Annotated in this window: 29 protein-coding genes, 1 tRNA gene and 1 pseudogene; 22 read left to right on the top strand and 9 right to left on the bottom strand. The window is 71.1% G+C overall.

The window, feature by feature from the left end:
• Window positions 1-191, top strand: a 191-nt coding sequence (locus Q0M60_RS07050; protein ID WP_296817724.1) for a Bax inhibitor-1 family protein, incomplete at its 5' end; no start/stop codon positions are given.
• A 1670-nt stretch (window positions 192-1861) separates the two neighbouring features.
• Here the strand turns inward: Q0M60_RS07050 and Q0M60_RS07045 are convergent.
• The 5 genes from Q0M60_RS07045 to Q0M60_RS07025 all read right to left on the bottom strand — a co-directional run bounded on the left by Q0M60_RS07045 (window position 1862) and on the right by Q0M60_RS07025 (window position 7445).
• Window positions 1862-2197, bottom strand: coding sequence for a DUF2794 domain-containing protein (locus tag Q0M60_RS07045; RefSeq protein WP_296817722.1), 336 nt, complete (start codon window positions 2195-2197; stop codon window positions 1862-1864).
• A gap of 329 nt (window positions 2198-2526) precedes the next feature.
• Window positions 2527-3846, bottom strand: a complete 1320-nt coding sequence (locus Q0M60_RS07040) for a trypsin-like peptidase domain-containing protein (RefSeq protein WP_296817720.1) — start codon at window positions 3844-3846, stop codon at window positions 2527-2529.
• Window positions 3847-3887: 41 nt separating this feature from the next.
• A complete protein-coding gene (locus Q0M60_RS07035) occupies window positions 3888-5249 on the bottom strand; it encodes a HAMP domain-containing sensor histidine kinase (protein WP_296817719.1) in 1362 nt (453 codons plus the stop codon).
• Window positions 5246-6088 carry a response regulator transcription factor gene (locus Q0M60_RS07030; RefSeq protein ID WP_296817717.1) on the bottom strand — a complete coding sequence of 281 codons (843 nt, stop codon included), beginning with the start codon at window positions 6086-6088 and terminating at the stop codon, window positions 5246-5248. Before Q0M60_RS07030 ends, Q0M60_RS07035 begins: the two co-directional genes overlap by 4 nt.
• Window positions 6089-6113: 25 nt before the next feature.
• Window positions 6114-7445 carry a trypsin-like peptidase domain-containing protein gene (locus Q0M60_RS07025; RefSeq protein ID WP_296817715.1) on the bottom strand — a complete coding sequence of 444 codons (1332 nt, stop codon included), beginning with the start codon at window positions 7443-7445 and terminating at the stop codon, window positions 6114-6116.
• 169 nt (window positions 7446-7614) lie between these two features.
• Here Q0M60_RS07025 and Q0M60_RS07020 point away from each other — a divergent pair, with 169 nt between their 5' ends.
• From Q0M60_RS07020 to Q0M60_RS06990, 7 genes are all read left to right on the top strand, one after another.
• Complete coding sequence (locus Q0M60_RS07020; RefSeq protein WP_296817713.1) at window positions 7615-8313, top strand: response regulator transcription factor; 699 nt, start codon at window positions 7615-7617, stop codon at window positions 8311-8313.
• Window positions 8306-9871, top strand: a complete 1566-nt coding sequence (locus Q0M60_RS07015; RefSeq protein ID WP_296817711.1) for an ATP-binding protein — start codon at window positions 8306-8308, stop codon at window positions 9869-9871. The genes Q0M60_RS07020 and Q0M60_RS07015 overlap by 8 nt, the downstream gene beginning before the upstream one ends.
• Before the next feature lie 5 nt (window positions 9872-9876).
• Entirely contained in the window at window positions 9877-10293 is a 417-nt protein-coding gene (locus Q0M60_RS07010) for an HPr kinase/phosphorylase (RefSeq protein ID WP_296817709.1), read from the top strand.
• 117 nt (window positions 10294-10410) lie between these two features.
• Window positions 10411-10815 carry a PTS sugar transporter subunit IIA gene (locus Q0M60_RS07005; protein ID WP_296817707.1) on the top strand — a complete coding sequence of 135 codons (405 nt, stop codon included), beginning with the start codon at window positions 10411-10413 and terminating at the stop codon, window positions 10813-10815.
• Window positions 10812-11084 carry an HPr family phosphocarrier protein gene (locus Q0M60_RS07000; RefSeq protein WP_296817705.1) on the top strand — a complete coding sequence of 91 codons (273 nt, stop codon included), beginning with the start codon at window positions 10812-10814 and terminating at the stop codon, window positions 11082-11084. Before Q0M60_RS07005 ends, Q0M60_RS07000 begins: the two co-directional genes overlap by 4 nt.
• Window positions 11085-11146: 62 nt before the next feature.
• Window positions 11147-11548 carry a hypothetical protein gene (locus Q0M60_RS06995; RefSeq protein WP_296817702.1) on the top strand — a complete coding sequence of 134 codons (402 nt, stop codon included), beginning with the start codon at window positions 11147-11149 and terminating at the stop codon, window positions 11546-11548.
• Window positions 11548-12708 carry an aspartyl/asparaginyl beta-hydroxylase domain-containing protein gene (locus Q0M60_RS06990; protein WP_296817700.1) on the top strand — a complete coding sequence of 387 codons (1161 nt, stop codon included), beginning with the start codon at window positions 11548-11550 and terminating at the stop codon, window positions 12706-12708. Before Q0M60_RS06995 ends, Q0M60_RS06990 begins: the two co-directional genes overlap by 1 nt.
• Here the strand turns inward: Q0M60_RS06990 and Q0M60_RS06985 are convergent.
• Both Q0M60_RS06985 and Q0M60_RS06980 read right to left on the bottom strand, forming a co-directional pair.
• Window positions 12705-13079, bottom strand: a complete 375-nt coding sequence (locus Q0M60_RS06985) for a DUF1622 domain-containing protein (protein WP_296817698.1) — start codon at window positions 13077-13079, stop codon at window positions 12705-12707. The genes Q0M60_RS06990 and Q0M60_RS06985 overlap by 4 nt on opposite strands.
• Window positions 13080-13180: 101 nt before the next feature.
• Window positions 13181-13256 (bottom strand) — tRNA-Ala (locus Q0M60_RS06980).
• A gap of 117 nt (window positions 13257-13373) precedes the next feature.
• Between Q0M60_RS06980 and Q0M60_RS06975 the strand changes: the two genes are divergently transcribed.
• The 12 genes from Q0M60_RS06975 to Q0M60_RS06920 all read left to right on the top strand — a co-directional run bounded on the left by Q0M60_RS06975 (window position 13374) and on the right by Q0M60_RS06920 (window position 23329).
• Window positions 13374-13673 carry a YggT family protein gene (locus tag Q0M60_RS06975; RefSeq protein WP_296817696.1) on the top strand — a complete coding sequence of 100 codons (300 nt, stop codon included), beginning with the start codon at window positions 13374-13376 and terminating at the stop codon, window positions 13671-13673.
• Entirely contained in the window at window positions 13670-13951 is a 282-nt protein-coding gene (locus tag Q0M60_RS06970) for a DUF167 family protein (protein WP_296817694.1), read from the top strand. Before Q0M60_RS06975 ends, Q0M60_RS06970 begins: the two co-directional genes overlap by 4 nt.
• Window positions 13952-14043: 92 nt before the next feature.
• Window positions 14044-15486, top strand: a complete 1443-nt coding sequence (locus tag Q0M60_RS06965; RefSeq protein WP_296817692.1) for an amidohydrolase — start codon at window positions 14044-14046, stop codon at window positions 15484-15486.
• Window positions 15486-16829, top strand: coding sequence for an amidohydrolase family protein (locus tag Q0M60_RS06960; RefSeq protein ID WP_296817690.1), 1344 nt, complete (start codon window positions 15486-15488; stop codon window positions 16827-16829). The genes Q0M60_RS06965 and Q0M60_RS06960 overlap by 1 nt, the downstream gene beginning before the upstream one ends.
• A 67-nt stretch (window positions 16830-16896) precedes the next feature.
• Complete coding sequence (locus Q0M60_RS06955) at window positions 16897-17613, top strand: hypothetical protein (RefSeq protein ID WP_296817688.1); 717 nt, start codon at window positions 16897-16899, stop codon at window positions 17611-17613.
• Between the two features lie 7 nt (window positions 17614-17620).
• Entirely contained in the window at window positions 17621-18025 is a 405-nt protein-coding gene (gene arfB, locus Q0M60_RS06950; RefSeq protein ID WP_296817686.1) for an alternative ribosome rescue aminoacyl-tRNA hydrolase ArfB, read from the top strand.
• A 40-nt stretch (window positions 18026-18065) separates the two neighbouring features.
• The gene (gene obgE, locus Q0M60_RS06945; protein ID WP_296817684.1) at window positions 18066-19115 is read left to right on the top strand and encodes a GTPase ObgE; all 1050 of its coding nucleotides are present in this window, start codon (window positions 18066-18068) and stop codon (window positions 19113-19115) included.
• Between the two features lie 36 nt (window positions 19116-19151).
• Window positions 19152-19817, top strand: a complete 666-nt coding sequence (locus Q0M60_RS06940) for a nicotinate-nucleotide adenylyltransferase (RefSeq protein WP_296817682.1) — start codon at window positions 19152-19154, stop codon at window positions 19815-19817.
• 126 nt (window positions 19818-19943) lie between these two features.
• Window positions 19944-20309: a ribosome silencing factor gene (rsfS, locus tag Q0M60_RS06935; protein ID WP_296817726.1), complete on the top strand. Its 366-nt coding sequence runs from the start codon at window positions 19944-19946 to the stop codon at window positions 20307-20309.
• A 1-nt stretch (window position 20310) separates the two neighbouring features.
• Window positions 20311-20778 carry a 23S rRNA (pseudouridine(1915)-N(3))-methyltransferase RlmH gene (rlmH, locus tag Q0M60_RS06930; protein ID WP_296817680.1) on the top strand — a complete coding sequence of 156 codons (468 nt, stop codon included), beginning with the start codon at window positions 20311-20313 and terminating at the stop codon, window positions 20776-20778.
• On the top strand, window positions 20778-21878 hold the full coding sequence (locus Q0M60_RS06925) for a peptidoglycan DD-metalloendopeptidase family protein (RefSeq protein ID WP_296817678.1): 1101 nt from the start codon (window positions 20778-20780) through the stop codon (window positions 21876-21878). The genes rlmH and Q0M60_RS06925 overlap by 1 nt, the downstream gene beginning before the upstream one ends.
• Before the next feature lie 104 nt (window positions 21879-21982).
• A complete protein-coding gene (locus Q0M60_RS06920; RefSeq protein WP_296817676.1) occupies window positions 21983-23329 on the top strand; it encodes a S41 family peptidase in 1347 nt (448 codons plus the stop codon).
• Window positions 23330-23467: 138 nt separating this feature from the next.
• On the opposite strand, the gene Q0M60_RS06915 is transcribed toward Q0M60_RS06920, so the two are convergent.
• Both Q0M60_RS06915 and Q0M60_RS06910 read right to left on the bottom strand, forming a co-directional pair.
• Complete coding sequence (locus tag Q0M60_RS06915) at window positions 23468-24211, bottom strand: hypothetical protein (RefSeq protein ID WP_296817674.1); 744 nt, start codon at window positions 24209-24211, stop codon at window positions 23468-23470.
• A complete protein-coding gene (locus Q0M60_RS06910; protein WP_296817672.1) occupies window positions 24208-24711 on the bottom strand; it encodes an RNA polymerase sigma factor in 504 nt (167 codons plus the stop codon). The genes Q0M60_RS06915 and Q0M60_RS06910 overlap by 4 nt, the downstream gene beginning before the upstream one ends.
• 106 nt (window positions 24712-24817) lie before the next feature.
• On the opposite strand from Q0M60_RS06910, the gene Q0M60_RS06905 reads away from it, so the two are divergent.
• Window positions 24818-26128 carry a S8 family serine peptidase gene (locus tag Q0M60_RS06905; RefSeq protein ID WP_296817670.1) on the top strand — a complete coding sequence of 437 codons (1311 nt, stop codon included), beginning with the start codon at window positions 24818-24820 and terminating at the stop codon, window positions 26126-26128.
• An 85-nt stretch (window positions 26129-26213) separates the two neighbouring features.
• Window positions 26214-26629, top strand: a pseudogene (locus Q0M60_RS06900) (hypothetical protein); the annotation flags it as partial.

The raw sequence follows: 26629 nt of genomic DNA, 5'->3' as shown, positions 1-26629 counted from the left end.
CCTTCGCGGGCGTGCTGATCTTCGCCGGCCTGATCGCGGTGGACACCCAGCGCCTCAAGCTCACCTACTACGAGCTCGGCGGCGACCGCAGCGCCATGAGCGTCGCCACCTCCTTCGGCGCGCTCAGCCTGTTCATCAACTTCGTGAACCTGTTCCTCTTCCTGCTGCGCATCTTCGGCAGCCGCGAATAGGATCGGCGCACAGCGAACCGACCAAGGCCCCGGAGCGATCCGGGGCCTTTTTCTTTCCTGGCCGCGCTGGGGCGGCGCCTCGGTCCTTGCCGAAAGCAGACGTTCGGAGAGTCTGCTATGGGTGGAAAGCGGACTCTCGCGCGGATCAGCTCTGGTGGTGCGCCCGCTCAATCCAAAGAAGTATCGCGTAGATTGCGCCAAGGCTCGCTGCTACGCCGATCACTGCGCCGACGAGGCGGTCGCGGAGGCGTAGCTCCGGCCAGGCTACTGCAAAGAGCAGGGGCACACCGACAGCCACCGCTGCTGAGACCGCCAACGTCCACCAATCTGAAAGTAAGACGGGGGATAGGAGGAGAAGGCATGCCCCCGCAAGCACGGCGGACAGCAGTCCAACCGCCGCACTGCCGGTGAAGTAGCGAACTGTCCCACCTAGGCCGGTCGTGTTGGCCGACATTACGGTTCCCTCTGCGGAGCGTGCTTTAGACTAACCGTTGCGCAAGGTGCCAACGTCCGCAATGGGTGGAAAGCGGACGCCACGTCTAAGGGCAGACGCCACCGCCAGCACTGTCTTGGGCGGCTCTCAAGGCCTCAGCCACCGACTCTGGCGGGGAGCCAACGCTGATAACCCGGTCAGCAAAGAACTCGCGCTCCCACGCGTTTAGGTGACCATACCCCCCCGATGGTCCTACGGTTTCGGTGATCCAACCGTCCACTGTGACGCTGGCCGCGCCTATACGGCATGTGCCTTCCACCGGACGGTCCAACGCCTGTCGCAAGCGTGGGTCACACCCGCTGTGTTGGTTGCAGGTGAACCACGCTGCACCGGGAGAGGAGCCGTCCAATGAGCGGAACTGATCGCTTGTGAACGACGAGTGCTCGAACCCCCCAACAACGACTCCTGAGTAGCGAGCTTTCCGGCTGAGTATGTTGCAGTCTAGGTCCTCGGCGCGCACGACAGACGGGCGGGAAAGGTTCGGCAGCCCCGCCTCGCACAACACGCGCAGCATCTGGGCCTGTTCACCGAGTGCCAGACGGTCATCGCGCTAATGAGCACGCCCAGCGGCACGAGCAGTCCGGCTAAAACCGACTTTCTTGTCAGCCTCTTCCCCATCGGGGCAGATTGCGGGCTGCCGATAATGTCCGCAATGGGTGGAAAGCGGACCTTTCCACATAAGGACATGGCGATCAGTTGCACCAATCTGACGGCGGCATGGATCCAATGAAGTGAGGCTCAGTCAGCCGACCAAATGCTTCGCGCCCATCCCCCAATACAAGCTGGCCTCCCTCGTATCGACCGGCCACTTGAACCGCGTCGCCTGGCTCGGCCTCGGACGTGGCGAATCCGACCAGTGCTAATCGGATGCCGAGTTCTGGGTCGCGCAACACCCAGATGTCGCCGGCGTCGCTCTGGATTTCCTCTAGGCACCCATAGGCCACGACCTCTCTACCGTTGGGGGACATGCTGACCATCGGCAGCGGCTCGGCAGTCAGGAGGTCCGGGAGGGTGATGAGAAGGACTAAATGGACGAGTGCCATGACCGATGGGATGCCTTGTCGGCCCAATGTGGTGATGGACTGCAGCCTAGTGCCCGATGCCGAACGTCCGCAATGAGTCGAAAGCGGACATTGGCTGCGGCCCTCCGCATTTGCTCCCCTGCCGGGAAAGGCCCCTACTCCACCACTGTGAACCGCCGCCGGTCGAACAGTCTCAGCACCTGCGCCAGCTCATGGCCGCGCTTGAGCACCATGCCCTGCTGGCCCAGGACCGCCCACTCGCCCTGCCGGCGGGCCAGGGCCGGGCGTTTCTCGATGCGGTAGAAGGGCTGCTCGCCGGTGCGGCGATAGATGGCGAAGACCGCCGCGTCCTCGCCGCCGCCGATGGCGTAGTCCTTCCACTCGCCCGCGGCGACCATCCGGCCATAGACCCTGAGGATGGCGTCCAGCTCCCTGCGGTGGAAGAAGACCGGGCCTTTCAGCGGCCCCTCGGCATGGGCGTCGAATGTCATCGGAACCGAGCCTGACTCACTCTGTGCGCGGCGTGAAGCAGGCTCGTCCGCTCGGGGCCGGAAATCGCGGACCCGGCTCATTGTTCCGCTTGGTAAGAATCAGTCTCAAAAAGGCCCCAATCCGGCCCTTCGAACGCCTGATCGGCCCCCGAAATAGCGACTGTCGGCTAGCCGGTCTTCCCTGAGGTCCGGATCCTGAACAGCCCCCCCAGCCCCCTGGATTTCCGGGTTCCGGCTAGCCGACGCTTCCTCCAAGCGAGACGCCCGGGCGACCACCCCCTCCCCCTCCAGGTCGCCCGGGCGTTTTGCGTTTCGGGGTCCGGCCGCCGCTAGGGCCGAAGCGTGATCGGAATCCGCTCCTCGCCCCGCGCCACGATGATCTGAACGCCGGCCGGGTTGTCCGTCAGCTCCTTGACCAGGTCGTCGGCCGTGGCGATGTCCGTCGTATTCACCCGCACCACCACGTCGCCCGCCGTCAGGCCCGCCTGGGCCGCGACCGAGCCGGGCTCGACATAGGTGATCAGCACGCCGGCCGTCACACCCTCCGGCGCGCGGTCGGTGGAGCGCAGGTCGCGGAAGCCCGCCCCATAGGCGCGGCCCTCGGACCCGGTCGTGGTGACCGGTGCGGCCTGGGGCTGTTCGACGACCAGGCTGGTCTCCAGCTGCTCGGCGCCGCGCAGGTACACGAGGTTCAGCTGGCTGCCCGGCTCGGCGATGCCCACCGTCGAGGTGACCCCGCCCTGGCCCTCCACGACCCGGCCCTGGATGCGGATGATCACGTCGTTGCGGCGCAGGCCGGCCCGCTCGGCCGGAGAGCCCGGCGCCACGTCCTCCACGACGGCGCCGCGCACGATGGGCGTGCCCAGCTCCCGGGCCCGTTCGGGCGTCAGCGAGCCGAGCGTGACCCCGATGCGACCGCGCCGCACCTCTCCGTGCTCGCGCAGCTGCGAGACCACCGCCAGCAGGATCCGCGACGGCACCGCGAAGGCCACCCCGTCATTGCCGCCGCCGACGCTGCCCGACAGGATCGCCGTGTTGATCCCGATCAGCCGCCCGGCGCTGTCCAGCAGCGGCCCGCCCGAGTTGCCCGAATTCACCGCCGCGTCGGTCTGGATGTAGTCCTCGATCGCGTCGCCCATGCCGGACCGTCCGAGCCCCGACACCACGCCCATGGTCAGGGTCTGGTCCAGGCCCAGCGGGTGTCCGACGGCGAACACCAGGTCGCCGATCCGGATGGTGTCGGAATCGACGATGTCGACCTGGCTCAGCCGCGGCGCCTCGATCCTCAGGACGGCCACGTCGGTGGCGTCGTCGGCGCCCAGCAGGGTCGCGTCGAACGACCGGCCGTCCGTCAGGTCGACGCGGAAGGTGTTGCCGCTGGCGATCACGTGCTGGTTGGTGACCACGATGCCGGCCGCCGCATCGATGATGACGCCGGATCCGCCCGAGATTTCGCGCGGCGTGGCCGTGCCGGTCGTCGGCCCGGTCGAGCGGGACAGGGTCGTCACCCGCACCACGGCCGGCAGCGACCGCTCGATCTGGGACGCGAAGCTGAACACCCCCCGCTCGGCGTCATAGGGCAGCGGGAAGGCCGGCGTCTGCTGGGCCTCCGCGGGCGCCGCCGCCAGCGTCAACGCCAGCGCGGACACCGTCCCGGCCCATCCCAATGCTGTCCCCCGAACGCGCATCCTCAAACCCTTATCGTCACGGTCGAGCCCTCGGGCCCGGATTGAATTTCGATCTCGCCGCCGTGGCGCCGGGCGATGGCGCGCACGAAGCCGAGACCCATGCGGTGGCTGTCCGGCCGCTCGGACGCGTCGCGGGCGGCGGTGGCCTCCATGCCCGGACCCTGGTCCGTGACGGAGACGCTGCCCCCTTCGCCGTCCGGCGCGGCCCGAATCCGCACCAGGGCCCCATCGGGGGAATACTTCACGGCGTTGTCCACCAGATTCGCCACCGCGCGTTGCAGCAGGCTGGCCACACCCAGCACCGGGGCGGGCGCGAGCTCGGTCTCGATGCGGATTTCGCGCGCCTCGGCCACCGGCTCGTAGAGCTCCGCCGCCGAGGCGCAGATCAGGTCGAGCCGCACCTCCTCGAAGGCCCAGGCCTCGCCGTCGCGCAGCGACAGCGACTCGTTCATCGCCTGGGTCAGGTACCGCAGGTCGGCCCGCGCCTGGGCGATCAGCTCCGGGTCGCCCTCGCTGGCGAACTGGTCCAGCCGCGCCCGCGCCCGCGCCAGGGGCGTGCGGAAGTCGTGCGCCAGCTGGTCCGAACTGTCGCGCAGCCACACCAGCAGCTCCTTGAGCCGCCCCAGGGTCACGTTCACCTGCTGGGTCAGCCGGCGCAGGTCCCCGGTCATCTCCTCGACCGGTATCGCCTCTCCGAAGTCTCCGCGCCCGGCCTGTTCGAGCGACGCGTTGAGCCGCCGCACGCCCGACAGCATCCGCGTCCGGGCCCAGGCCGCCGAGGCCAGGCCGATGCCGAGCAGCACGATCGCCATGGCGGTCACCGCCACCGCCGCCGCGCCCCAGGCGCGGCCGGTGCGCTCCACCATGCGCGCCACGATCACCTCCATGGGCCCGGCGAAGTCGCGCACCGCCACCAGCTCGACCGCCCGGTCCGGACAGACGGCGCCGCGCGGCAGGCGCAGCAGATAGACATTGGGGCCCAGCTCCTCGAGCAGTTCGCCCTCGGCGCCGGACAGGGCCTCGGTTCCCGCCGTCGAGCCGTCGGGTCCCGCCACCCAGCGAAGGCCCAGGTTCGGCTGGCGGCCCGCGCAGGCGTCATCGATGCTGGTCGTCACCCCCGGCCGCGTCTGGAACACGGTCAGCCAGCTCGCGACATAGTCCGCATCGGTCGGAGCCGCGCTGGCCATGATGTCCATCTTGGACAGCAGGGCGCCGTAGTCGCGCAGGGCCGCCAGCGCCGCGCGCTGCCGCTGTTCCGAACGCACCGCCTGGTGGGTCAGGGCCAGCGACGCCGACAGGGCGCCCGCGGCCAGGACGGTCAGGAAGGCCGCGAGCCAGGCGCCCGACAGACCGGGAAGCTTCACGTGTGGCCGTCCAGCACCCGGAACACGAGGCTCTGGCTGCGCGCCGACACGATCAGGGGGTGCAGGTTGTCTCCCAGCTCGGGGCACTGCTCCTTCAGCCTGCGCCGGAGCGCCGAGATGCGGGCGTCGATGATGTTGACGTAATTGTCCGGCAGGAACTTCCACTCCACCCAGCAACGGTCCCACAGCATGGTCTTGGTGACGGGCTGGCCGCGCGCGCCCATCAGTTCGCCGACGATGGCGAATTCCAGCGGCGACAGCTCCAGCGCCCGGGGCTCTCCACCGGGCGGCGAGAAGGTCAGGGTGCGCGCGCCGGGCGACAGGGTCAGGGGCCCGTTCACGATGTCGCCCGGCCGGCGATCCTCGGCCCCGGCTTCCGAGCGCTGCGCCGAGCGCCGCAGCTGCGCGGCCACGCGCGCCAGCAGCTCCTCGTCGCCGACGGGCTTGGACAGATAGTCGTCGGCCCCCGCGATCAGGCCCTCGACGCGCTGCCGTTCCCCGCCCAGCGCGGTCAGGAACAGGGCCGGCGACTGGGCCGACGGCCCGGCCCCCCCGCGGATGGCGGTGAGCGCGCTCAGCCCGTCCATGCCGAGCGTGATGCGATCCAGGATCAAGACGTCATAGGCGCGCTCTGCGGCCGCGCGGACCGCGTCCTCGCCGGCCGTCACATGGTCGACCCGATCGAAGCCCGCGCGGGTCAGCTTGCCTCCGACATGGGCTGCGAGCGCCTGGTCGTCCTCGAGTACCAGAGCCGTGCGGCGTTCGAACAGGCGGCTCAACGCCGCGAAGGGATCGGCTTCCCCGGCCATGTCGTCGTCCCCCCGGAACTCGTCGTTCATAGCCATAAGCCGCTCTCGCTGAACATCAAAGGGGACCGGAGCCGAGTTCGGTCGGAAGTCCGGGCGGTCGCCGGGCCGCCTCCTCGGGATTCAGGGGCAGGGCCAGATGGCGCGTCCCGCGGCCGGGCCTGAGCAGTCTCAGCACCACCAGTCCGCGCCCCGAGGACAGGGCCGACATGACCTCTTCGGCCGAGACCGCGGGCCGGCCGTCCACGGCCAGGACCACGTCGCCGCGCCGCACGCCATAGGTCGCCGCGAGCGAGCCCTCCGCCACCTCGTTGACCACCACGCCGTCCTCCGCCGAGGCCAGCCGCAGGCCCGGGCCCTCCACCCGGCGCTCGCGTCCGGTCAGGGCGTCCAGGGAGGTCCGCCCGCGCGCGGGAGCCGCGGCCGCGGCGGCGTCGAGGCCGATCCGAACCCTTCGGACCTCGCCTGCGCGCGCCACCTCCAGCTCCAGGGTCTCGCCCGTGCGCGCGCCCAGCAGCACCGCCGAGAGGTCGCGCGGATAGCGCAGTCCACGCCCTTCGGCCCCGAGCAGGACGTCCCCGGCCTCAAGGCCGGACGCATGGGCCGCGGACGCCGGATCGACCTCGTCGATCAGCAGGCCGAACGGCGCCTCGACACCCAGCGCCGCCAGCATCCCGGAATCCGCGCCCCGCACCATGACGCCGAGGCCCCCGCGGGCCAGCCGGCCCTCGCGCCCCAGCGCCTCGGCCACCTCCAGCACCTGCTCGGCGGGGATGGCAAGGCCGATGCCGATGTCGAACAGGGTTTCCGGCGGCGTGGCCGTGTTCATGCCGATCCAGCGGCCCTCCGCGTCGATCAGGGGCCCGCCGGAGCTGCCCGGATTGATCGCGGCGTCGTGCTGGATGAAATCGACCGGCCAGGCGGCGTCATAGGCCCGGCCCGCCCCCGAGACGATCCCCTCGGTGGCGCTGAACGGATAGGCGATCGGGCTGCCCAGCGCATAGACGCGCTGGCCGGTCCTCAAGGCGCCCTCTCCCAGCGCCGGCAGCGCCGGCGCGAACGCCCCGCCGTCGGGCGCGATCAGCGCGATGTCCGTCAGGGCGTCGCGCCCGACGACGCGGCCCCGCCGCCGGCCGCCGTCCGGCGACACCAGCACGACGGTCTCCTCCTCGCCGAGCACGTGGGCGTTGGTCACGACCCTGCCCGCCGCATCGATCACGAATCCGGAGCCAAGGCCGCGCGCCAGTCCGGTGTCGTCTGCGGCCCGGCCCCAGTCAGGCTCGATCCTGACCACCGAGCGCAGCGCCGCCTCGATGACGTCGGACGGCTGGGGGGCCGCCAGGGCCGGACCCGCGGTCAGCAGGGCCAGGATCAGAATCAGCGCGCGCACGTCCGGGACCTCCAGCCCTGTCGCAACCTAGGCCGTCGCCCGTCCGTTGACCGCTGACCGTATCTGACCGGAGGCGCGCCGCCTTGGCCTCGCCGCTTCGCCGCCCTAATCTCACCTTCCGGCGCGACGAACCGTTCGGAACCTTCGCCGCAAGGAGCTGATAGCGACCATGGCAGTCATCACCCTCGTGGACGACGACGAGAACATCGTGGAGTCCGTCAAACTGGCTTTGGAAAGCCACGGCCACACCGTCCGCGCCTATCACGACGGGGCCGCGGGTCTGGCCGGCCTCGAGTCGGATCCGCCGGACCTGGCCATTCTCGACGTGAAGATGCCGCGCATGGACGGGATGGAGGTGCTGCGCAAGCTGCGCCAGACCTCGAGCCTGCCGGTCATCATGCTGACGTCCAAGGACGAGGAGATCGACGAGATCCTCGGCTTCAACCTCGGCGCCGACGACTACATGACCAAGCCGTTCAGCCAGCGGCTGCTGATCGAGCGGATCAAGGCCATCCTGCGCCGCGCCGGCGTCGACGCCGGCGACGCCGATACGTCCGACGCGGCCGGCAAGTCGCTGAAGCGCGGCAAGCTGGCGATGGACCCGGCCCGTCACGAATCGACCTGGGACGGCAAGCCGGTGCGCCTGACGGTCACCGAATTCCTTTTGCTCCAGGCCCTCGCCCAGCGCCCGGGCTTCGTGAAGAGCCGCGACAACCTGATGGACGCCGCCTACGACGATCAGGTCTATGTCGACGACCGGACGATCGACAGCCACATCAAGCGCATGCGCAAGAAGTTCCGCGCCGTCGACCCGGAGTTCGACGCCATCGAGACGCTCTACGGAGTGGGCTACCGCTACCGTGAGTGACGGAACCGAGCCGCGGCCGCGCGCGGGCGGCTGGCGCCTCCCGCTGCAGGTCATCCCGGGCTCCCGTCTGGCGCGCCTGATCCTGGCGCTGAACCTGGCGACCCTGGCCATCCTGCTGGCCGGCATGTTCGGCCTGAACGAGTGGCGGCGCGGCCTCGTCGATGCGCGCATCCAGTATCTTGACGCCCAGGCCCAGCTGGTCGCCTCGGTCCTCTACGAGGCCGGCGGCACCCAGGGCGAGCCCTATCCTGCGCTCAATCCGATCCTCTCGGCCCAGTTCCTGCGCACCGACGTGATCCCCGAGGGACAGCGCGCGCGCATCTTCGACATCGACGGCAACCGGGTGGCCGACAGCTATCAGGTCTCCGACGCCGTCCTGGTCGAGGCCCTGCCCCCGGCCCGGCCCGCCGACGCGCCGCCCCCGCCCGCGCCCGATCCCGAGGTCGAGGATCGCCGCCTCACCGAGGCCCGCAACGCGCTCGCCGCCGAGGTCGAGGCCGCGCTCACCGGCGCCCCCCAGGCCGGCATCCGCATCAACGAGCTGGGCGACCGGGTCGTCTCGGTCTCGGTGCCCCTGCGCCATGTCGAGACCGTGGTCGGAGTCCTGACGCTCGAGGCCAACGACTTCTCCGAGATCGTCGCGGACCAGCGCCGCGCCATGGTCCCCTTCGCCGTGGTCGCCTTCCTGGTCAGCCTGCTGACCGCGCTCATGCTCTATCTGCTGATCGTGCGGCCCGTGTTGCGGCTGGCGCGCGCCGCCGACCAGGTGCGGTTGCAGCGGGCCAAGGCCATTTCCCTGCCGGATCTGGAGCGCCGCAAGGACGAGATCGGCGACCTGGCCCGCGCGCTCGAGACCATGACCGCCGCCCTGTCCGAGCGAATGGTGGCGATCGAGCGCTTCGCCGCGGACGTGGCGCACGAGATCAAGAATCCCCTGACCTCGATTCGCTCGGCCGTCGAGACGCTTGGCCTTGTCCGCAATGACGCCGACCGCGAGCGCCTCATGTCGGTGCTGCGCCGCGACGTGTTCCGCGCCGACCGGCTGATCACCGACATCTCCAATGCCTCGCGGCTGGACGCCGAACTGTCGCGTGATCCGCCTCGCCCCGTCGCCCTGGACCGTCTCCTGGCCGACATCGCCGGCGTCTATGACGAGGCCCCGCAGGTGCGCCTCGCCGTGTCCGACGAGCCCTTCATGGTGCTCGGCCGCGAAGGCCCGCTCGGACAGGTGTTCCGCAACCTGATCGACAACGCCCGCTCGTTCAGCCCGCCGGACGGCGAGGTCCGGCTGTCCCTCGCCCGGGAGGAGAACGCCATCCTCGCCTGCGTCGAGGACGACGGCCCCGGCATTCCGGAGGAGAACCTCGAGACCGTGTTCCAGCGGTTCTACACCTCCCGGCCCCAGGGCGCGGCCTTCGGCGCCAATTCAGGGCTGGGTCTGTCGATCGTGCGCCAGATCGTCGAGGCGCACGGCGGCGACGTCCACGCCGAGAACCTCCGCGATGCGGCCGGCGCCGTCCGGGGCGCGCGTTTCGTGGTCCGGCTGCCGGCCGGCTGATGCTGATGCACGCCACCGCCGTGGCCGGCTGGACCCGCAAGGGCTGGCGGTCGGTGTTGCTGCGCGGCCCCTCCGGCGCGGGCAAGAGTGACCTTGCGTTCCGGCTGATGGGACGCGGCTGGCGCCTCGTCGGCGACGACTATGTCGAGGTCTGGGCCTCGGGCAACGGCCTGTTCGTGGGACCGTCTGAGCGGATCGCCGGGCTGATGGAGGTGCGTAGCCTGGGTCTCGTGGGCGTCCGCGCGCTCTGCCCGGCCCGCGCCGTCCTGCTCGTCGACTGCGCGACCGGCCCGCTGGAGCGGCTGCCCGAACCGCAAACCGAGACGCTGGAGGGCGTCCGCCTGCCGCGCCTCGCCCTGGACCCGTTCGAGACGTCCGCCCCGGACAAGACCATTCTGGCCCTGTCGCGTGCGCTGGCCTGACCGCGACGTGCGGTCGCGCTTGGCCGCCGTGACGCTTTGGCCTATGGAACGCGCTTTCGACCGACAGGGCGGCGAGCCTGCCTCGTCGCGGGGGCCAGCAGAGGTTTCTTCAAGGGCATGATCGGTCTCGTGATCGTCACCCACGGCGGGCTGGCGGCGGAATTCCTTTCGGCGTTGGAGCATGTGGTCGGCCCGCAGCGCGGCGTCGCGGCCATCTGCATCGGCCCGGAGGACGACATGGAGCGCCGCCGGCGCGACATCCTCGACGCCGTCTCGGCGGTCGATGAGGGCGACGGCGCCATCCTGCTCACCGACATGTTCGGCGGCACGCCCTCCAACCTGGCCATCTCGGTCATGGAGCAGACCGGCGCCGAGGTCATCGCGGGCCTCAACCTGCCGATGCTCATCAAGCTGGCCAGCGTGCGCCAGCGCGAAGGCCTCGAGGCCTCGGTCGCCCACGCCCAGGACGCCGGCCGCAAGTATATCTCCGTCGCCTCCTACGTGCTGGCCGGAGACAAATGAGCCGAGCGCGATCTGTCGAGGTGCGCAACGCCCGCGGCCTGCACGCCCGCGCCTCCGCCAAGCTGGTCAAGGCGGTCCAGCCCTTCGAGGCCGAGGTGAAGGTCGGCAAGGACGGCCAGGCCGTCGACGCCCGCTCGATCATGGGCCTGCTCATGCTCGGCGCCGGCCAGGGATCGACGCTGGAGATCACCGCCGAGGGGCCAGACGCGGACGCCGCGCTCGACGCCGTCGTCGCCCTGGTCGAGGCCCGCTTCGACGAGGAAGCCTGACGCCCCATTGACGCACCGCCGGTGGTGGAACACGGTTTCCATCCGCTCGGAGGGAGCCCGTCATGGTCCGCAGCCTGCTGTTCGCCGCCGTCGTCCTCATCGCAGGCGCGGCTGAGGCCCAGTCGATCCACACGCCCGCGCCGGGCACGCCTGAGCGCCGCGCCATCCTCGACGCCATCCGACCGGAGGTCGAGGCCGACCTGGGTCCGCCCGTCGAGTTCGTGGTCGAGGAGATGCGCGTCTCGGGGACCTGGGCCTTCGTGCACGCCGAACCTCAACGGCCCGGCGGCGGCCGCATCGACGCCCCGCACGACGACTTCCAGGACGGCAACACCACCTACGCGGTGCTCCGGCGCCGTGACGGCCGCTGGCGGCCGCTGATGGTCGCCGTCGGCCCCTCGGACGTGCCCTGGGTGGTCTTTTGCGACGAGGCGCCCCGAGGTCTGTTCGGACCGGTCTGCTGATGGCCCAGCCGGACTACCCCGCCCTCGCCCGCAAGGGGATGGCGGCCCTGAGGGAGGATCGTCCGGATGAGGCGCTGGACCTGTTCCGCCAGGTGACGGAGGCCGGCCGCGGCGACGCCTCGGTCTGGGTGGCCCAGGCCTACGCCTGCCGCGCGCTCGGCGACAGCCAGGGCGCTGTCGCCGCCGTCGACCAGGCGTTGAGGCTGGAGTCCCGCAACTGCCGCGCCCTGCTGCTCAAGGGCGACCACTTCGCCGACCTGCGCGACCGGCGCTCGGCCATCACCTTCTACGCCGCAGCCATTCAGCAGGCCCCCAAGGCGCCCGCGCCGGACCTCGCCGCCGCGCTCGACCGCGCCCAGGCCTTTGTCTCGGACACCACCGGCGGCTTCGAGCCCTTCCTGAAGGCGCGCTTCGAGGCCGAGGGCCTGGCCCCGTCCGACCGCTTCGCCTGGTCACTGGACCTCATGGCGGGCCGGACCCAGCTCTATCTCCAGCAGCCGCGCTTCTACTATTTCCCTGGCCTGCCGCAGATCCAGTTCGCCCCGCGCGACGCCACGCCCTGGCTCGACGGGGTCGAGGCCGCCGCTGACGACATCCGCGACGAGCTGCTGGCCGTCATGGACGATCCCCAGGCCTTCGCCCCCTACGTCGAGATGCGCGAGAACCGGCCCAACTCCGCCCAGGCCGGCATGCTCGAGAACCCCGAGTGGTCCGCCTACTACCTGGTCCGTGACGGTGCGCCGGCCCCCGAAAACGCCGCGCGCTTTCCGCGCACCCTGGCGGCGCTCCAGGGCCTGCCGCTCACCGACATCCCCGGCCGCGCGCCCAGCGTGCTGTTCTCGCGGCTCGAACCCGGCGCTCACATCCCGCCGCACAACGGCCTGGTGAACACCCGGCTGATCTGCCACCTGCCGCTGATCGTGCCGCCGGGCTGCTCCTTGCGCGTCGGCTCCGAGACCCACGAATGGCGCTACGGCCAGGCCTTCGCCTTCGACGACACCGTCGAGCACGAGGCTTGGAACACTTCGGACCAGACCCGCGTCGTCCTCATCTTCGACGTCTGGAAGCCCGAGATCACCGAGCCCGAACGCGCCCTCATCCGCACCCTCTTCAGCGCCATCGAGGACTACGGCGGCGGCGGCGCGGGATTTGGGGTCTAGCGGCCGCGCGCCTCCTGGTCCGTCAGCCGGCGGCGTTCCCAGGGCCAGCAGCCCTCGATCTCGGTCTCCAGCGAGAAGCTCAACAGGGTCCGGATGCCCACGATCAGCGCCAGCAGGCCGACGCTTTCGAAGGTCAGGGGGGCGGTGATCGTGGCGATGATGTCGGCCCCGACCAGCAGCTCCAGCCCCAGCAGGATTCCGCGCCCCAGATTGGCGCGATAGTCCGTGTAGGCCCGCCCCCAGGCCCGGTCGCGCAGGCCACAGCGCACGAACCAGACGGTCGCGGCCGCCACCCCGATCAGGATGACGGCGGCCCCGGCGTACTCCAGCAACAGCGCGGCCGCCTCCACGGCGGCGTGCAGCCTCTCCATGCAGGGTCAACCGCTCGCCGGCGCCGCCTGTTCCGCGCGCGAACGCGGCCGGACCGGCGTCTTCCGCGCGCCAGCATCGAGATGCGTGTGTCAGGAAAGCCTGGTGGAGCCGAGGGGAGTCGAACCCCTGACCTCGTCATTGCGAACGACGCGCTCTACCAACTGAGCTACGGCCCCGTGTCGGGGTGTCCAGGCAAGGCGCGCGTCATGTCGCGGCGGCGCCCGCAAGTCAAGCGGGCCTTTGCGCCGGAACGCGACGCCCGCTAGAAGCGGCCTTCAACGAAAGGTCTCGGCATGGGCGTCGCCATCCTCTGGCTGGTCAATCAGATCCTCAACCTGATGGTGATCTTCATCATCGCCGCGGCGGTGATGAGCTGGCTGGTGGCGTTCAACGTGCTCAATCCGCGCAACCGGCTGGTCTACGCCATCGGCTCGTTCCTGGAGGCGGTGACCCAGCCGCTGCTGGCGCCCTTCCGGCGGATCATTCCGCCGCTCGGCGGCATCGACATCAGCCCGATCGTCGTGCTGCTGCTGCTGCGCTTCGTGCAGATCATCTTCAACAACATGGCCGGGCCGGTTCTCGTCGGTCTGTGACGGTCTGCCGGATCGCCGTCCGCGTCACGCCGCGGGGCGGCGCCGACCGCATCGACGCGATCGAGGACGACGCTGACGGCCGCCCTCTCGTGCGCCTGCGCGTGCGGGCCGCGCCGTCGGATGGCGAGGCCAATGCGGCGGTCACGGCCCTGATCGCGCGCAACCTCGGCCTGCCCCGCTCGGCTGTCCGGATCACCCGCGGCGAGACCGCCCGGGTCAAGACGCTCGAAGTCGACGGTCTGGAACTTCAGGAGGTTCTGGCGCGCCTGTCCGCCTAACCGTGTTTTCACTTGGCCGCTTGGCCAAGCCCGGCTTTATTCGCGCCGGGATTGTTCACGGCGCCCGCGTCGGGCGGGCTGGGGAGGTTCTCATGCGAAGCCTGTTGATGGCCGCCGCGGCGGCTATGGCCCTTGGCGGCTGCGCCACCACCGGCGGGACCGGATCGTCCGATCAGCCGGACACGCCGCCCAGCCGCGCCTCGGCCGAGCTGCTCCCGGGTCTGCGCGGCCTGGCTGACCCCTTCCCCTCGACCTACCAGCCGCTGCCGCGCGAGGATGTGGCCATCGTCGGCGGGACGGTCTTCACCGCCACCGGCCAGCGCATCGAGAACGGCGTGGTGATTCTGGTCGACGGCCGGATCGCCGCCGTCGGCGGTCCCGACACCCCGATCCCCGCCGGTGTGCGCCGCATCGATGCGGCCGGCCGCTTCGTCACGCCCGGGATCATCGACGCCCACAGCCACCTCGGCGTCTATCCCTCGCCGTCGGTCCAGGCGACCTCGGACGGCAACGAGGCGACCAACCCCAACACCGCCCAGGTCTGGTCCGAGCATTCCGTCTGGCCGCAGGACCCGGGCTTCAACCGCGCCCGCGAGGGCGGAGTGACCACCCTGCAGATCCTCCCCGGCTCGGCCAATCTGTTCGGCGGCCGCTCGGTGACCCTGAGAAACGTGCCTTCGGTCTCCATGCAGGGCATGAAGTTCCCCGACGCCCCCTACGGCCTGAAGATGGCCTGCGGCGAGAATCCGTCGCGCGTCTATGGCGGCCGCAACCAGAGCCCGGCCACCGGCATGGGCAACATGGCGGGCTATCGCGCCGCCTGGATCGAGGCCCAGAACTACCGCCGCCGCTGGCAGGAATATGACCGCCGCATCCAGGCCGGCGAGACCGCCGATCCGCCCGCGCGAGACCTGCGGCTGGAGACTCTGGCCGGGGTGCTCTCGGGCGACATCCTGGTGCAGAACCACTGCTACCGCGCCGACGAGATGATGCTGATGCTCGATCTGGCGCGCGAGTTCGGCTACCGCATCACCACCTTCCACCACGCGTCCGAGAGCTACAAGATCGCCGACGTGCTGGCGCGCGAAGGCATCTGCTCGGCCACCTGGGCCGGCTGGTGGGGCTTCAAGATGGAGAGCCTCGACGGCATCGAGGAAAACGCCGCGATCCTGCACGAGGCTGGCGCCTGCGCCGTCATCCACTCCGACGACGCCACCCTGACCCAGCGCCTGAACCAGGAGGCCGCCGCCGCCCTGTCCGCCGGCCGCCGCGCCGGTCTGGACATCGCCGAGGAGGACGCCATCGCCTGGATCACCCTCAACGCCGCCCGCTCGATCGGCGTCGAGGACCAGACCGGCAGCCTCGAGGTGGGTAAGCGCGCCGACGTGGTGATCTGGAGCGCCAATCCCTTCTCGATCTACGCCCTGGCGGACCAGGTCTTCATCGACGGCGCCCGCGTCCACGACCGCTTCGACGAGGCCTATCAGGCCCGCTCCGACTTCGAACTCGGCCAGCCCGGCCAGGGAGACCGCTGATGAACAAGGCCCTGACCTTCGTCGCGGCCGCCGCCGCGCTCATGCTCTCGGCGGGCGCCGCCCTCGCCCAGACCATCGCCGTCACCAACGGCCGCGTCCTGACCGGCTCGGGCGAGATCGCCCGCGGCACCGTCGTCATCCAGAACGGACGCATCTCCGCGGTCGGCGCCGACGTGACCGTGCCCTCGGGCGCCCAGGTCATCGACGCCCGGGGCGGGGTGATCACGCCCGGCTTCGTCGCGGTCGATTCCGGCCTGTCGGCCATCGAGGTGTCGGCCCTGACCGACACCAACGACGTGCGCCAGAGCTCCAACTCGCTCAGCGCGGCCTTTGACGTCTCCTGGGGTCTGGACCCCGACAGCTTCGTCATTCCCGTGACCCGGCTAGGCGGCGTCACCCGCGCCATCGTCACGCCCCAGCACCCGGGCTCCAGCGGCGCCCACGTCCACGAGGAGGACACCGCCGGCATCGGCGAGGGCGGCCTGCATACGCCCGGCCTGTTCGCGGGTCAGGCGGCCGTGATCCACCTGGCCCAGGGGACCGACATCCTGGTCGAGCCGCGCGTGGCCATGGTCGCGCCGTTCGGCGACGCCGGCGCCGGCGTGGCGGGCGGCGCCCGTGGGGCGGAGTTCACCCTGTTTCGCGAAATCCTGCGCGAGGTTCGCCTCTACGCCCGCAACCGCGCGGCCTACGACCGCGGCGACCTGCGCGAGCTCCAGCTGTCGCGCGCCGACCTGGAGGCCCTGATCCCCGTGGTCGAGGGCCGCATGCCGCTGATCGTCACGGTCCATCGCGCCTCGGACATCCGCAACGTCCTGCGCCTGGCCGAGGAGGAGAACCTCGACATCATCCTCGACGGCGCCGAGGAGGGCTGGCGCGTGGCCGCCGAGATCGCCGCCGCCGACGTGCCCGTGCTGATCAATCCGCTCGACAACCTGCCGTCCTCCTTCGAGGTGCGCGGCGCGACCATGGAGAACGCCGCGCGCCTGCACGCGGCCGGCGTGCTGATCGCCATCAAGGGCAACGAGGGTTCGGTCCACCGGGCGCGCGAGGCCCGCTACAACGCCGGCAACGCCGTGGCCCACGGCCTGCCGTTCCTGGCCGCCATCGAGGCCCTGACCGTCAATCCGGCGCGCATCTTCGGCCAGGAGGACCGCTTCGGCGCCCTGCGGCCGGGGCTGGAGGCCGATGTGGTGGTCTGGACCGGCGATCCGCTCGAGCCCCTGTCCCAGCCCATCGCGGTGATCATCCGCGGCCAGCCGCAGGACCTCAACTCCCGGGCGCTGGAGCTGCGCGACCGCTACCTGCGCCGCGAGCCCATGCCCCAGGCCTACGGAAACTGAGCATCGACAAGGAGTTCCAATCGGTTTAGCCATCTCGCGGGCTCTTGCGAGACCTCTGGAGGGACTGATGCGTAAACAAGCGATCGGCGCGGCCAGCGTCGCCATTCTGGCCACGGTGGCGCTCGCCGCCTGTAATTTCGGCTCCGAGAAGAAGGACGACGCAACGGCGTCCGACGGCGGCTCGGACGCGGCGGAGGCCTCCGGCGAGGCCTCCTCGGGCGGCAAGCCCGCCTCAGGCGGCAGCCAGGGCGCGGACGCGGCCGAGACGTCGGACACCGGCGGCGCCGAGGCCGCCTCGGGCGCCAAGCCGGAAGACGGCGCGGGATCCGGCGGCGGAGCCCAGGGCTCATCCGGCGGCCAGGGCGCCTCAAGCGGCGGCGGATCGGGCGGCGTCCAGTCGGTGGGCCAGGTCCCGGCCGAGTTCGCCAACCTCATGACCCAGTACCTCGACCACTACGTCGAGAACTTCGGCCAGGGCTTCTCGCGCTACGGACAGGCTGACGTGGTCACCGCGCTCCAGGCCGGCTCCGACTACCGCTGGAACGTCAACCTCGAGGGCGGCCGGACCTATCGCTTCTTCGGCGCCTGCGACAACGACTGCAACGACGTGGACATCATCGTCGAGGACGCCAACGGTCGCGAGATCGCCTCTGACGTGCTCACCGACGACTATCCGGTCGTGACCATCGCGCCGTCCGCGTCGGGCCGTTACACCGCCCGCATCCTGCTGGTGAACTGCACGGTCGAGCCCTGCTTCGTCGGCGGTCGGGTCCTGCGCCAGTAGGTCCGCCATGCCCCCCGTCCGCGAGGAGGAGCTGGAGTTCCGGTTCTTCCGCGCGGGCGGTCCCGGCGGCCAGAACGTCAACAAGGTCGAGACGGCGGTCCAGCTGCGCTTCGACGCGGCCGGATCGCCATCGCTCACCGACGAGGTCCGCGAGCGCCTTCTAAAGCTCGCCGGCTCGCGCGCCACCAAGGATGGGCTGGTGCTCATCACCGCCCAGCGCTTCCGCACCCAGGAGCTCAACCGCGCCGACGCGATCGAACGCCTCTACGCCCTGATCGAACGCGCCAGGCACGTCCCCAAGACCCGCCGCCCGACCCGGCCCACCAAGGCCTCCAGGGAGCGCCGCCTCGCCGGCAAGGCCGTCCGCTCCGGCGTCAAGAAGGCACGCGGCAAGGTGTCGTTCGACGACTGACGGCTCGCGCCCGGCGCGCGTTCGGGCCATAAGCCCGCCCATGAAGTTTCTCGACCAGGCCAAGATCTACATCCGCTCCGGCAACGGCGGCGGCGGCGCTGTGTCGTTCCGGCGCGAGAAGTACATCGAGTACGGCGGTCCCAACGGCGGCGACGGCGGCCGCGGCGGCGACGTCTGGGTCGAGGCGGTCGAGGGCCTGAACACCCTGATCGACTTTCGCTACCAGCAGCACTTCAAGGCCGGCACCGGCGAGCACGGCCAGGGCCGCTCCATGCATGGCGGCGCCGGCGCCGACGTGGTGCTCAAGGTCCCCGTCGGCACCCAGGTCCTGTCCGAGGACAAGGAGACGGTGATCGCCGATATGGACGAGGCCGGCAAGCGCGTGCGCCTGCTCCAGGGCGGCAACGGCGGCTGGGGCAACGAGCGCTTCAAGGGCCCGATCAACCAGGCGCCGAAGCACGCCAATCCCGGCCAGGAAGGCCAGGAGATGTGGATCTGGCTGCGGCTCAAGCTGATCGCCGACATCGGCCTGGTCGGCCTGCCCAATGCCGGAAAGTCCACCTTCCTGGCCGCCGTCTCGGCCGCCCGGCCCAAGATCGCGGATTATCCCTTCACGACGCTGGCGCCCAACCTCGGCATGGTCGACCTGTCGCCGAACGAGCGGTTCGTCATCGCCGACATTCCAGGCCTGATCGAGGGCGCGTCGGAAGGCGCCGGTCTCGGCACGCGGTTCCTGGGTCACGTCGAGCGTTCCGGCGTGCTGATCCATCTGGTCGACGGGACCCAGGAGGACGTGGCGGCCGCCTACCGCACGATCCGGGGCGAGCTCGAGGCCTATGGAGAGGGCCTGGCCGACAAGACCGAACTGCTGGCGCTGAACAAGGTCGACGCCCTGTCGCCCGAGGCGCGCGAGGAGAAGGCCGACGCGCTTCAGGCCGCCTCGGGGGTCCGCCCGCGCCTGATCTCCGGGGTGTCCGGCGAGGGCGTGCGCGACATGCTCCGCGCCGCCTGGGCCGAGGTGAAGAAGAGCCGCGGCGAGACCCCCGACGAAGAGACCGAGCGCACCGGAGACACCGGCTGGACCCCGTGATAGGGCTCAGCCTGAGCATAAGGTTTCCTTCCACGGATGTTCCAGGCCGGTCCCGCGCCGAAGAAGCCCGCCCATGCCCCGGGCGCCCTGCGTGACGGCCTGAACCTCCAGCCCGGCATGCGCGTCGGCCTGTTCGGCGGCTCCTTCAACCCGCCCCACGAGGGCCACCTGCACGTAGCCGAGACCGCCCGCATCCGCCTCGGGCTGGACCGCATCGTCTGGCTCGTCTCGCCGCAGAACCCGCTGAAATCCGCCGACGAGACCGCGCCGCTCGAACAGCGCATGGCCTGGACCCGCGCGCTCGCCGACGGCCCGTCCATGGTCGTCTCGGACTTCGAGACCCGCGCCGGGACCTGGTGGACCATCGACACCCTGCGCCTGCTCAAGGCCCGCCATCCCGGCGTCAGGTTCGTCTGGGTCATGGGCTCCGACAACCTGATGGGCTTTCATCACTGGAAGGGCTGGACCGACATCGCCCGGCTCATGCCCATGGCCGTCATCGCCCGGCCCGGCTCCATCCTGGGCAGCCGTTTCGCCCCCACCTCGACCTTCTTCTCCGAGAACCGCGTCCCCGCCTCGCGCGCGCCGGTCCTGGCCGAAATGGAGGCGCCGGCGTGGGTCTATCTGACCGCGCCGCTCAATCCGCAGTCCTCGACGGCCCTGCGGCGAATGGCCAAGGCCGGTCCCTCGGCCAAGGGATGACCGGAACCGCCGCCCGTGCTATGGCTTTCGTTTGAGTAGGCCGCCTGGAGCACTCCGCTGAGCACCCCTTCCGCGCATGACGCGCAACCCGACGCCGTTTCCAACACCGCCCGGGAAAATCAGCCGATCACCCCAGTCACAGGCGAAGACGGTCCGCTGGACCAGCTCATCATCAATCGTCTCGAAGACGACAAGGCGCAGGACATCGTCACCATCGATCTGCGCGGCAAGTCGTCCATGGCCGACACCATGATCGTCGCCTCGGGCCGCAGCCACCGTCACGTGGGCGCCATCGCCGACCACCTGCTGCGCGCGCTCAAGGACGCCGGCATGGGCCGGGCCCGTGTCGAGGGCCTGCCCCACTGCGACTGGGTCCTGATCGACGCCGGCGACGTGATCGTCCACCTGTTCCGCCCCGAGGTCCGGGCCTTCTACAACATCGAGAAGATCTGGTCGGTGGAGGCCGCCCACCGCGCCGGTTCCGCCGGCTAGGGTGCAGGTTCTCGTCTGCGCCGTCGGCCGGCTGGGCACGGCCCCCGAGAACGAGCTGGCGCGCGACTATCTCAGGCGCGCCTCGGCCGCGGGCCGGGGCCTCGCCGTCCATCCCGTCGAGCTGACCGAGGTCGAGCCCCGCAAGCCGGGCAAGGCCGCCGAGGCCGAGGTGCTGAGCCTGGCCGCCGGCGAGGGCGCCTATGTCATCGCCTGCGACGAACGCGGCAGGCAGCATCCCTCCCGCGCCCTGGCCGAGAAGATCCGCACCCTGCGCGACCGGGGCGAGCGGCGGCTCGTCTTCCTGATCGGCGGCGCCGACGGCCTGGATCCGGCCCTGGTCGAGCGCGCCGACGAGACCCTCGCCTTCGGTCCCCAGACCTGGCCGCACGCGCTCGCGCGCCTCATGCTGGCCGAGCAGATCTATCGCGCCGTGACGATCCTTTCCGGTTCGCCCTATCATCGCGACTGATGCGCTCCGCCGTCCCCGTCGCCCTTGTCGCCGTCCTCGTGCTCGCCGGTCCCGCCGCCAGCCAGCGGTCGGATGAGCTCGCCCGCGCCCAGGCCGAGCACCAGGACGAGCAGCTGCGTGCGCGCCGCCTGCGCGCCGACGCCCGGTCCGTCGAGCTGGAGGTCGAACGCCTGCGCGTCGAACTCCTGCGCCTCGGCCAGGGCGAGGTCTCCGACGTCGCGGCCGTCTCGGCCAAGCGCGCGCGGCTGGCCCACATCAACAGCCGCGAAACGGCGCTGGCCGTCCGCCTCGGCCGCGAGCGGGGCCGGCAGACCCGCCTGCTCGCCGCGCTCCAGACCTGGGGCCGCGATCCCCTGCCGCCGCTGCTTGTCTCGCCCCGCCGCGCCAATGACGCCGTCCGCGCCCAGATCCTGATGCGCGAGATCACCCCCGTGCTCGAGGCTCGCGCGCGCCGCCTCGTCGCCGAACAGACCGAGCTCAACCGCCTGCGCCGCGAGGCGGTGCTGGCCGCCGGCGCCCTGATCACCGCCGAGAGTTCGCTGGCCGACCGCCGCGCCGACATCGAGCGACTGATCGCCGAGAAGCGCGCGCTCGAGACCCTGCTCCTCGCCGACGCCGCCACGGCCGAGGCCCAGGCCCGCGCCGCCGCCGCGCGTGTGCGCGACCTCGGCGGTCTCCTGCGCGAACTCTCGCCGGAAGCGCGCGAGCGGGCGCTCGCCACGCCCCTGCCCGGCGGCCGCTCGCGCCTGATGCGCCCCATCCAGGGCCCGCTGGTCTCCGAGTTCGGCGGCGGCGAGCGCGGCCTGACCTTCGCGGGCGCCCCCCAGGGCCTGGTCCGCGCCCCGGCCGAGGGCGTCGTGGAATACGCCGGTCCGCTCGAGGGCTGGAACGAAGTCGTGGTCCTCAGGCTGGGCCCAGGCTGGCGTCTGGTGCTGGCCGGCATGGGCCGCGCCTCCGCCCTGATCGGCTCACGCGTGGAAGAGGGCGAGCCGCTCGGCCGCCTTCCCGACCAGGACGGCGCGGAGCTCTATCTGGAGCTTCGCCGCGACGACCGGCCGGTCGATCCCGCGCCCTGGCTCGACGCGCGGGCCGGGGCCTGATTTGATGCGCCACGATTTTGTCGCGGGCGCGTCGTTCAGTCTCTTCTTCCTCCCCAGCCGTCGGCCCCGGCCGCCGGCCAGCCTTGGTCCCTCAGATGGTTCGCATGCGTAAACTGGCCCTGATCGGCGCTTCCGCCCTGGCCCTCGTCGGCGTCAGCGCCGTCGCCGTCAGCCAGACGCCGCTGGGCGCCCGCGCCGCCGAGACCTACCGGATGCTCGAACTGTTCGGCGACGTGCTCACCGTCGTCGAGCGCGCCTACGTCGTCGAGACCGAGCCCAAGATGCTGATCGAGGCCGCGCTCGACGGCATGCTCAACGCGCTGGACCCGCACTCCAACTACCTCAACGCCGAAGACTTCCAGCGCCTGAACGAGCGCTCGACCGGCGCCTATTCCGGCGTGGGGCTGGAGATCACCTCCGAGAATGGCCTGGTGCGCGTCATCAGCCCTATGGACGGCGGCCCAGCTGCCCGCGCCGGGGTTCATCCGGGCGACATCATCACCGCCATCAACGGCGAGTCCGCCACGGGCCTGACCGTCGCCCAGGTCTCCGAACGCCTCCGGGGCGAGGCAGGCCAGACCGTGACCGTCACCTTCCTGCGCGAGGGCGAGGAGCCGCGCGACATCGTCATCACCCGCGAGATCATCCGCGTCCCCTCGGTCCGTTCCAACATGGAGGGCGAGTTCGGCTACATCCGCATCGCCACCTTCAACGAGAACACCGGCCGCGAGCTGGTCGAGGCGGTGAATTCCCTCCGCGCCGAGAACCCGGCCATGCGCGGCGTGGTGCTGGACCTGCGCAACAACGGCGGCGGCCTGCTCGGCGCCGCCATCGCCGTCTCCGACGCCTTCCTGGAGCGCGGCGAGATCGTCAGCCAGCGCGGCCGCCGTCCCCAGGACGTCGCCCGCTACAACGCCACCGCCGGCGACATCCTCGAGGGCCTGCCGCTGGTGGTCCTGATCAACTACGGCTCGGCCTCGGCGTCCGAGATCGTCGCCGGCGCGTTGAACGACCACGAGCGCGCGACCATCGTGGGCCTGACCAGCTTCGGCAAGGGCTCGGTCCAGACCGTCATGCCGCTGCGCAACGGCCAGGACGGGGCGCTCTCGATCACCACCGCGCGCTACTACACCCCGTCCGGCGCCTCGATTCAGAAGATCGGCATCGAGCCCGACCTGGAGGTGGCCCGCAGCCGCCGCGAGGCCGAGCTCGTGGCGCGCCCGACCTTCATCTATTCCGAGGCCGCCTTCTCGAACGCGCTCGACGCTTCCATCGGCGCCGAACGCCGCGGCCCCCACACCCCGGCCGAACAGCCGCCCGAGGACTACCCCGAGGATGGCGACTACCAGCTCGCCCGCGCGCTGGACGTGCTGCGCGCCGGCGGCGACCTCTCGCGCCTGTCCCGCCCGCCCGTGCAGGTGGCGGAGACGGAAGCGGAGCCGGCGGAGTAGCGTCACCGCGGCGACGCGACACGCGAGGACCCAACTCATCGGAGTTGCAGCGCGCGATGGATCACCGCGCGAAGTTCCGTCCCTTACGACTGGTGGGGATGTCCCATTTCGACCCCAGGCGCACTCCAGTCGCCCAAGTTAAGGCTCGCGCCAGCCGCGATCCCTCGTCGCCGCCTCGTCGCGGGCGTCCAGCGGATCGCCGGCGAGGCTCAGATCGACCACGGCGAGCACCTCGTCGGGAAGCGCCGAGGACGCCGTTCTCAGGTCCCCGCTCTGCACGGCGAGCGGTCCGAGCGCCCTAAGGGTCCAGCCGCTGTCCTCGCGGCAGGCGACGCCGCCGATCCCATCCTGCGCCGCGGCGAAGGTCCGGCACCAGCGTCCGTCGGTGTCCCGGTAGGTGAGCCCGATGGAACGGCCCTCCGAATCAGGACCCTCCGAAGCCAGGCGATTGTCGAGCACGCGGACGAGCTGCGGGTCTGACACTTCTCCCGACTGCGAAACCAGGGCGGGCGATCGGACCAGGAGGGGCGCCGCCAGCAGGCCGGCGGCGAAGGCCGCGCCCCCGACGACAAGCGGCGGCAGCACCCGCCTTGGCGTAAGAAGGCCCCTCATCGACGCGAGGCTCCAGTCGAAGGTTCGCCCGGACGCGCGCTGTCTCGCCACGCTGGGGGCCGCCGCGATCATCGCCGCCAAGGCTTCGTCGCGAGGGTCGGGCCGGGCCGGGAACGCCGTGGCCGCCGTCAGACGCGCAGCGCGCAGCGCCTCCAGCCGCGCCGCAAGGTCAGCGTCGGTCGCGGTGGCGGCGTCGATCGCCTGCGCCTGGGCCGGGGGAAGCTCGCCGTCGACGCGGCGGTGGAGAGTTTCGTCGTCGAACCGGGTCATGCGCCCACCCCTTGCGCCGTCAGCTGCTCGACGATGGCCTGTCGGCCCCGCACCAGGCGACTGGTGAGGGTGCCGGCGGGAACGCCCAGCACCTCGGCCGCCTCCGCGTAGGACAACCCCTCGATGAGCACCAGAGCCACCGCTTCCCTCTGATCGGGCGGCAGGTCGAGGATGGCGTCGCGGGCCGCCCGCGCGTCGGCCTTCAGGTCCTCGTCGGCCTGCGCCGGATCCGGCCGATGGGCCGTGGACTCATCCTCGGGGGAAACCACGGCGGACCACCTCTGGTTCGCGCGGCCCTGATCTATGGCGATCCGTTTCATGAGCGTGAAGGCCCACCGGTCGAGACGGGTGCCGGGGCGGAAGGTTTCGCGGCGCGCGAGCGCTCGCTCCACCGTCTGCTGGACCAGATCCTGCGCATCCGCATCCGCGGGCCGGAGAAATCGAGCAAACCGGCGCAGGCGCGGCAACAGCGCCACAAGACCCGTCTGAAAATCGTCCAAGCGCGTTTCCTGTTCATGAGGATGGAACGACGGACGCCGGTCGTTTCATCCATTGCACGCCTCGAGGCAACCGGCACAATGCCGGGGCCCCGCGCAGGAGCAGAGTATGCGTTTCGACAGCCGACAACGACTGAGCCTCATCCTGGCGGTTCTCGCCATGGCGGCGGCCGGGGCCGCCCAGGCCCAGATCGGCGGCGTTGGTCCGGGCCTGCCGACCCTGCCCGGTCTGCCGGGGGCGCCTTCGACCCCGCTGCCCGACATCACCCGGCCACTGGACGGTCGCCTTCTCAACCAGGTCACCGATGTTCCTTCGCGCTTCCAGGATCTGGTCCGCAGGTCACGCGGCGCGCTGGAAGCTGACCCTCAGGGGTGGCCGGTCGTGCGGTCCGAGATTCTGGTCATGGACATGTCCCCCGAGGTTCGCGACTGGGCCGCCGAGAATGGCTACGTCATCCTTCGCGAGGAGCGGCTCGAGACGCTCGGCCTGACCACGACCGTTCTCGCGCCGCCCCGGCGAACGCGGCTGGCGCGCGCGATCGAGCAGCTTCAGAGCCGCGATCCGTCGATGACCGTCGAGTACAATCACGTCTACGCCCCCTCGGGCGCGACGGGCGAGGCGTTCGGAGCCGCTGCGACCGTCAGCCTTCAGTCGGACGGCGCCGCGCGCCTCGGGTTGATCGACACGGGCGTGGACGCCGGCCACCCTTCGCTGGCTGGCGTGCGCCTTCGCCAACGCGGTTTCAGCGGCGATGCGCGGGCGGGCGCCCACGGAACCGCGGTCGCATCGATCATGGTCGGAAACGACGGTCGCTTCGCCGGCGTCTGGCCTGGGGCGGGCCTGCTGGCAGCGGACATCTATGGAGGTCGCCGGGACGGGGGCGGCTCGGCCGCCTTCGCCCAGGCCCTCGACTGGCTGGCGGGCGAGGGCGTCACGGTGGTGAACGTCAGTCTGGTCGGACCGCACAACGCCGTCGTCGAGAGAGCTGTCGAGCGCGCCCAGGGCCGCGGTGTGACGGTGGTCGCGGCCGCGGGCAACGATGGCCCGGCCGCCCCGCCGCTCTATCCGGCCTCCTATGACGGCGTCGTCGGCGTGTCGGCCGTGTCGGCGTCCGGGCGTATCCTGCCGGAGGCGGCGCGCGGCCCGCAGGTCGACTTCGCCGCGCCCGGCTCGGACATGGCGGCGGCCAGTCCTGGGGGCGGATACACCTCCGTCCGCGGCGCCTCCTTCGCGGCGCCCGTCGTCGCCGCCTTCATCGCCCGCAACGGCGGCGGGCGGACCGGTCTCTCCGTCGCCATGCGTTCGGCGGTCGACGCCGGCGAGCGCGGGCCCGACCCCGTCTACGGCGCGGGCATCGTCGGCGCGGACCTTCGCGTGGAGCCGCGAGCGGTCCAGGCCCGGGGACGCCTCACCAACTGAACTCGCCGGCTTCGGATGAAAGCCGCCGTCTCGGTCGTTGGAACCTGCGAGGGCGATGGATCGCCCGCAGCAAAGGAGTTCAGCGATGAAGACCACCTTGATGATCGCGGCCGCGGCCGCCAGCCTCGCCCTCGCCGGCGGAGCCCAGGCGCAGGTGCTCGGCGGCGGCCTGGGCGGAAACGTGGGCGGCAGCGTCGGCGGCAGCGTCACGGGCGCGCCCGGAGGCCTCGGCGTGCGCGACACCCTGCGGGGCGCCGGAGACTTCGCCCGCGACCGGGTCAGCGGTGCGCGTGACCTTGCTCGTGGCGGACGCGACGCGCGTGTTGCGCTGACAGCCGACGCCGACGGCTCGGGCTCGGTCGATCGCAACGGCGCCCAGGCGGACTTCTCCGCCAGCCTCGGAGCCAATGTCACCTCAAGCCGTGGCGACACCCTCGGTCGCGCTGTCGGCTTCGCCCGCGACAGCGCTTCGGGCGCCCGCTACGTCCTGGTCCAGGGCGC

The sequence above is a fragment of the Brevundimonas sp. genome (assembly GCF_024711105.1).
In the GTDB taxonomy this organism is placed as follows: Bacteria; Pseudomonadota; Alphaproteobacteria; order Caulobacterales; family Caulobacteraceae; genus Brevundimonas.
The sequence above is the reverse complement of the archived record's forward strand: the minus strand, read 5'-3'. Positions and strand labels throughout refer to the sequence as shown.

What these genes read in the sequence shown, in the direction of transcription:
- Q0M60_RS07045 (WP_296817722.1), bottom strand. Translation starts at nt 2,197, where the DNA reads ATGACATTCGACGCCCATGCCGAGGGGCCGCTGAAAGGCCCGGTCTTC.
- Q0M60_RS07030 (WP_296817717.1), bottom strand. Translation starts at nt 6,088, where the DNA reads ATGAACGACGAGTTCCGGGGGGACGACGACATGGCCGGGGAAGCCGAT.
- Q0M60_RS07020 (WP_296817713.1), top strand. Translation starts at nt 7,615, where the DNA reads ATGGCAGTCATCACCCTCGTGGACGACGACGAGAACATCGTGGAGTCC.
- Q0M60_RS07010 (WP_296817709.1), top strand. Translation starts at nt 9,877, where the DNA reads ATGCACGCCACCGCCGTGGCCGGCTGGACCCGCAAGGGCTGGCGGTCG.
- Q0M60_RS07005 (WP_296817707.1), top strand. Translation starts at nt 10,411, where the DNA reads ATGATCGGTCTCGTGATCGTCACCCACGGCGGGCTGGCGGCGGAATTC.
- Q0M60_RS07000 (WP_296817705.1), top strand. Translation starts at nt 10,812, where the DNA reads ATGAGCCGAGCGCGATCTGTCGAGGTGCGCAACGCCCGCGGCCTGCAC.
- Q0M60_RS06995 (WP_296817702.1), top strand. Translation starts at nt 11,147, where the DNA reads ATGGTCCGCAGCCTGCTGTTCGCCGCCGTCGTCCTCATCGCAGGCGCG.
- Q0M60_RS06990 (WP_296817700.1), top strand. Translation starts at nt 11,548, where the DNA reads ATGGCCCAGCCGGACTACCCCGCCCTCGCCCGCAAGGGGATGGCGGCC.
- Q0M60_RS06985 (WP_296817698.1), bottom strand. Translation starts at nt 13,079, where the DNA reads ATGGAGAGGCTGCACGCCGCCGTGGAGGCGGCCGCGCTGTTGCTGGAG.
- Q0M60_RS06975 (WP_296817696.1), top strand. Translation starts at nt 13,374, where the DNA reads ATGGGCGTCGCCATCCTCTGGCTGGTCAATCAGATCCTCAACCTGATG.
- Q0M60_RS06965 (WP_296817692.1), top strand. Translation starts at nt 14,044, where the DNA reads ATGCGAAGCCTGTTGATGGCCGCCGCGGCGGCTATGGCCCTTGGCGGC.
- Q0M60_RS06960 (WP_296817690.1), top strand. Translation starts at nt 15,486, where the DNA reads ATGAACAAGGCCCTGACCTTCGTCGCGGCCGCCGCCGCGCTCATGCTC.
- Q0M60_RS06955 (WP_296817688.1), top strand. Translation starts at nt 16,897, where the DNA reads ATGCGTAAACAAGCGATCGGCGCGGCCAGCGTCGCCATTCTGGCCACG.
- arfB (WP_296817686.1), top strand. Translation starts at nt 17,621, where the DNA reads ATGCCCCCCGTCCGCGAGGAGGAGCTGGAGTTCCGGTTCTTCCGCGCG.
- obgE (WP_296817684.1), top strand. Translation starts at nt 18,066, where the DNA reads ATGAAGTTTCTCGACCAGGCCAAGATCTACATCCGCTCCGGCAACGGC.
- Q0M60_RS06940 (WP_296817682.1), top strand. Translation starts at nt 19,152, where the DNA reads ATGTTCCAGGCCGGTCCCGCGCCGAAGAAGCCCGCCCATGCCCCGGGC.
- Q0M60_RS06925 (WP_296817678.1), top strand. Translation starts at nt 20,778, where the DNA reads ATGCGCTCCGCCGTCCCCGTCGCCCTTGTCGCCGTCCTCGTGCTCGCC.
- Q0M60_RS06920 (WP_296817676.1), top strand. Translation starts at nt 21,983, where the DNA reads ATGCGTAAACTGGCCCTGATCGGCGCTTCCGCCCTGGCCCTCGTCGGC.
- Q0M60_RS06915 (WP_296817674.1), bottom strand. Translation starts at nt 24,211, where the DNA reads ATGACCCGGTTCGACGACGAAACTCTCCACCGCCGCGTCGACGGCGAG.
- Q0M60_RS06905 (WP_296817670.1), top strand. Translation starts at nt 24,818, where the DNA reads ATGCGTTTCGACAGCCGACAACGACTGAGCCTCATCCTGGCGGTTCTC.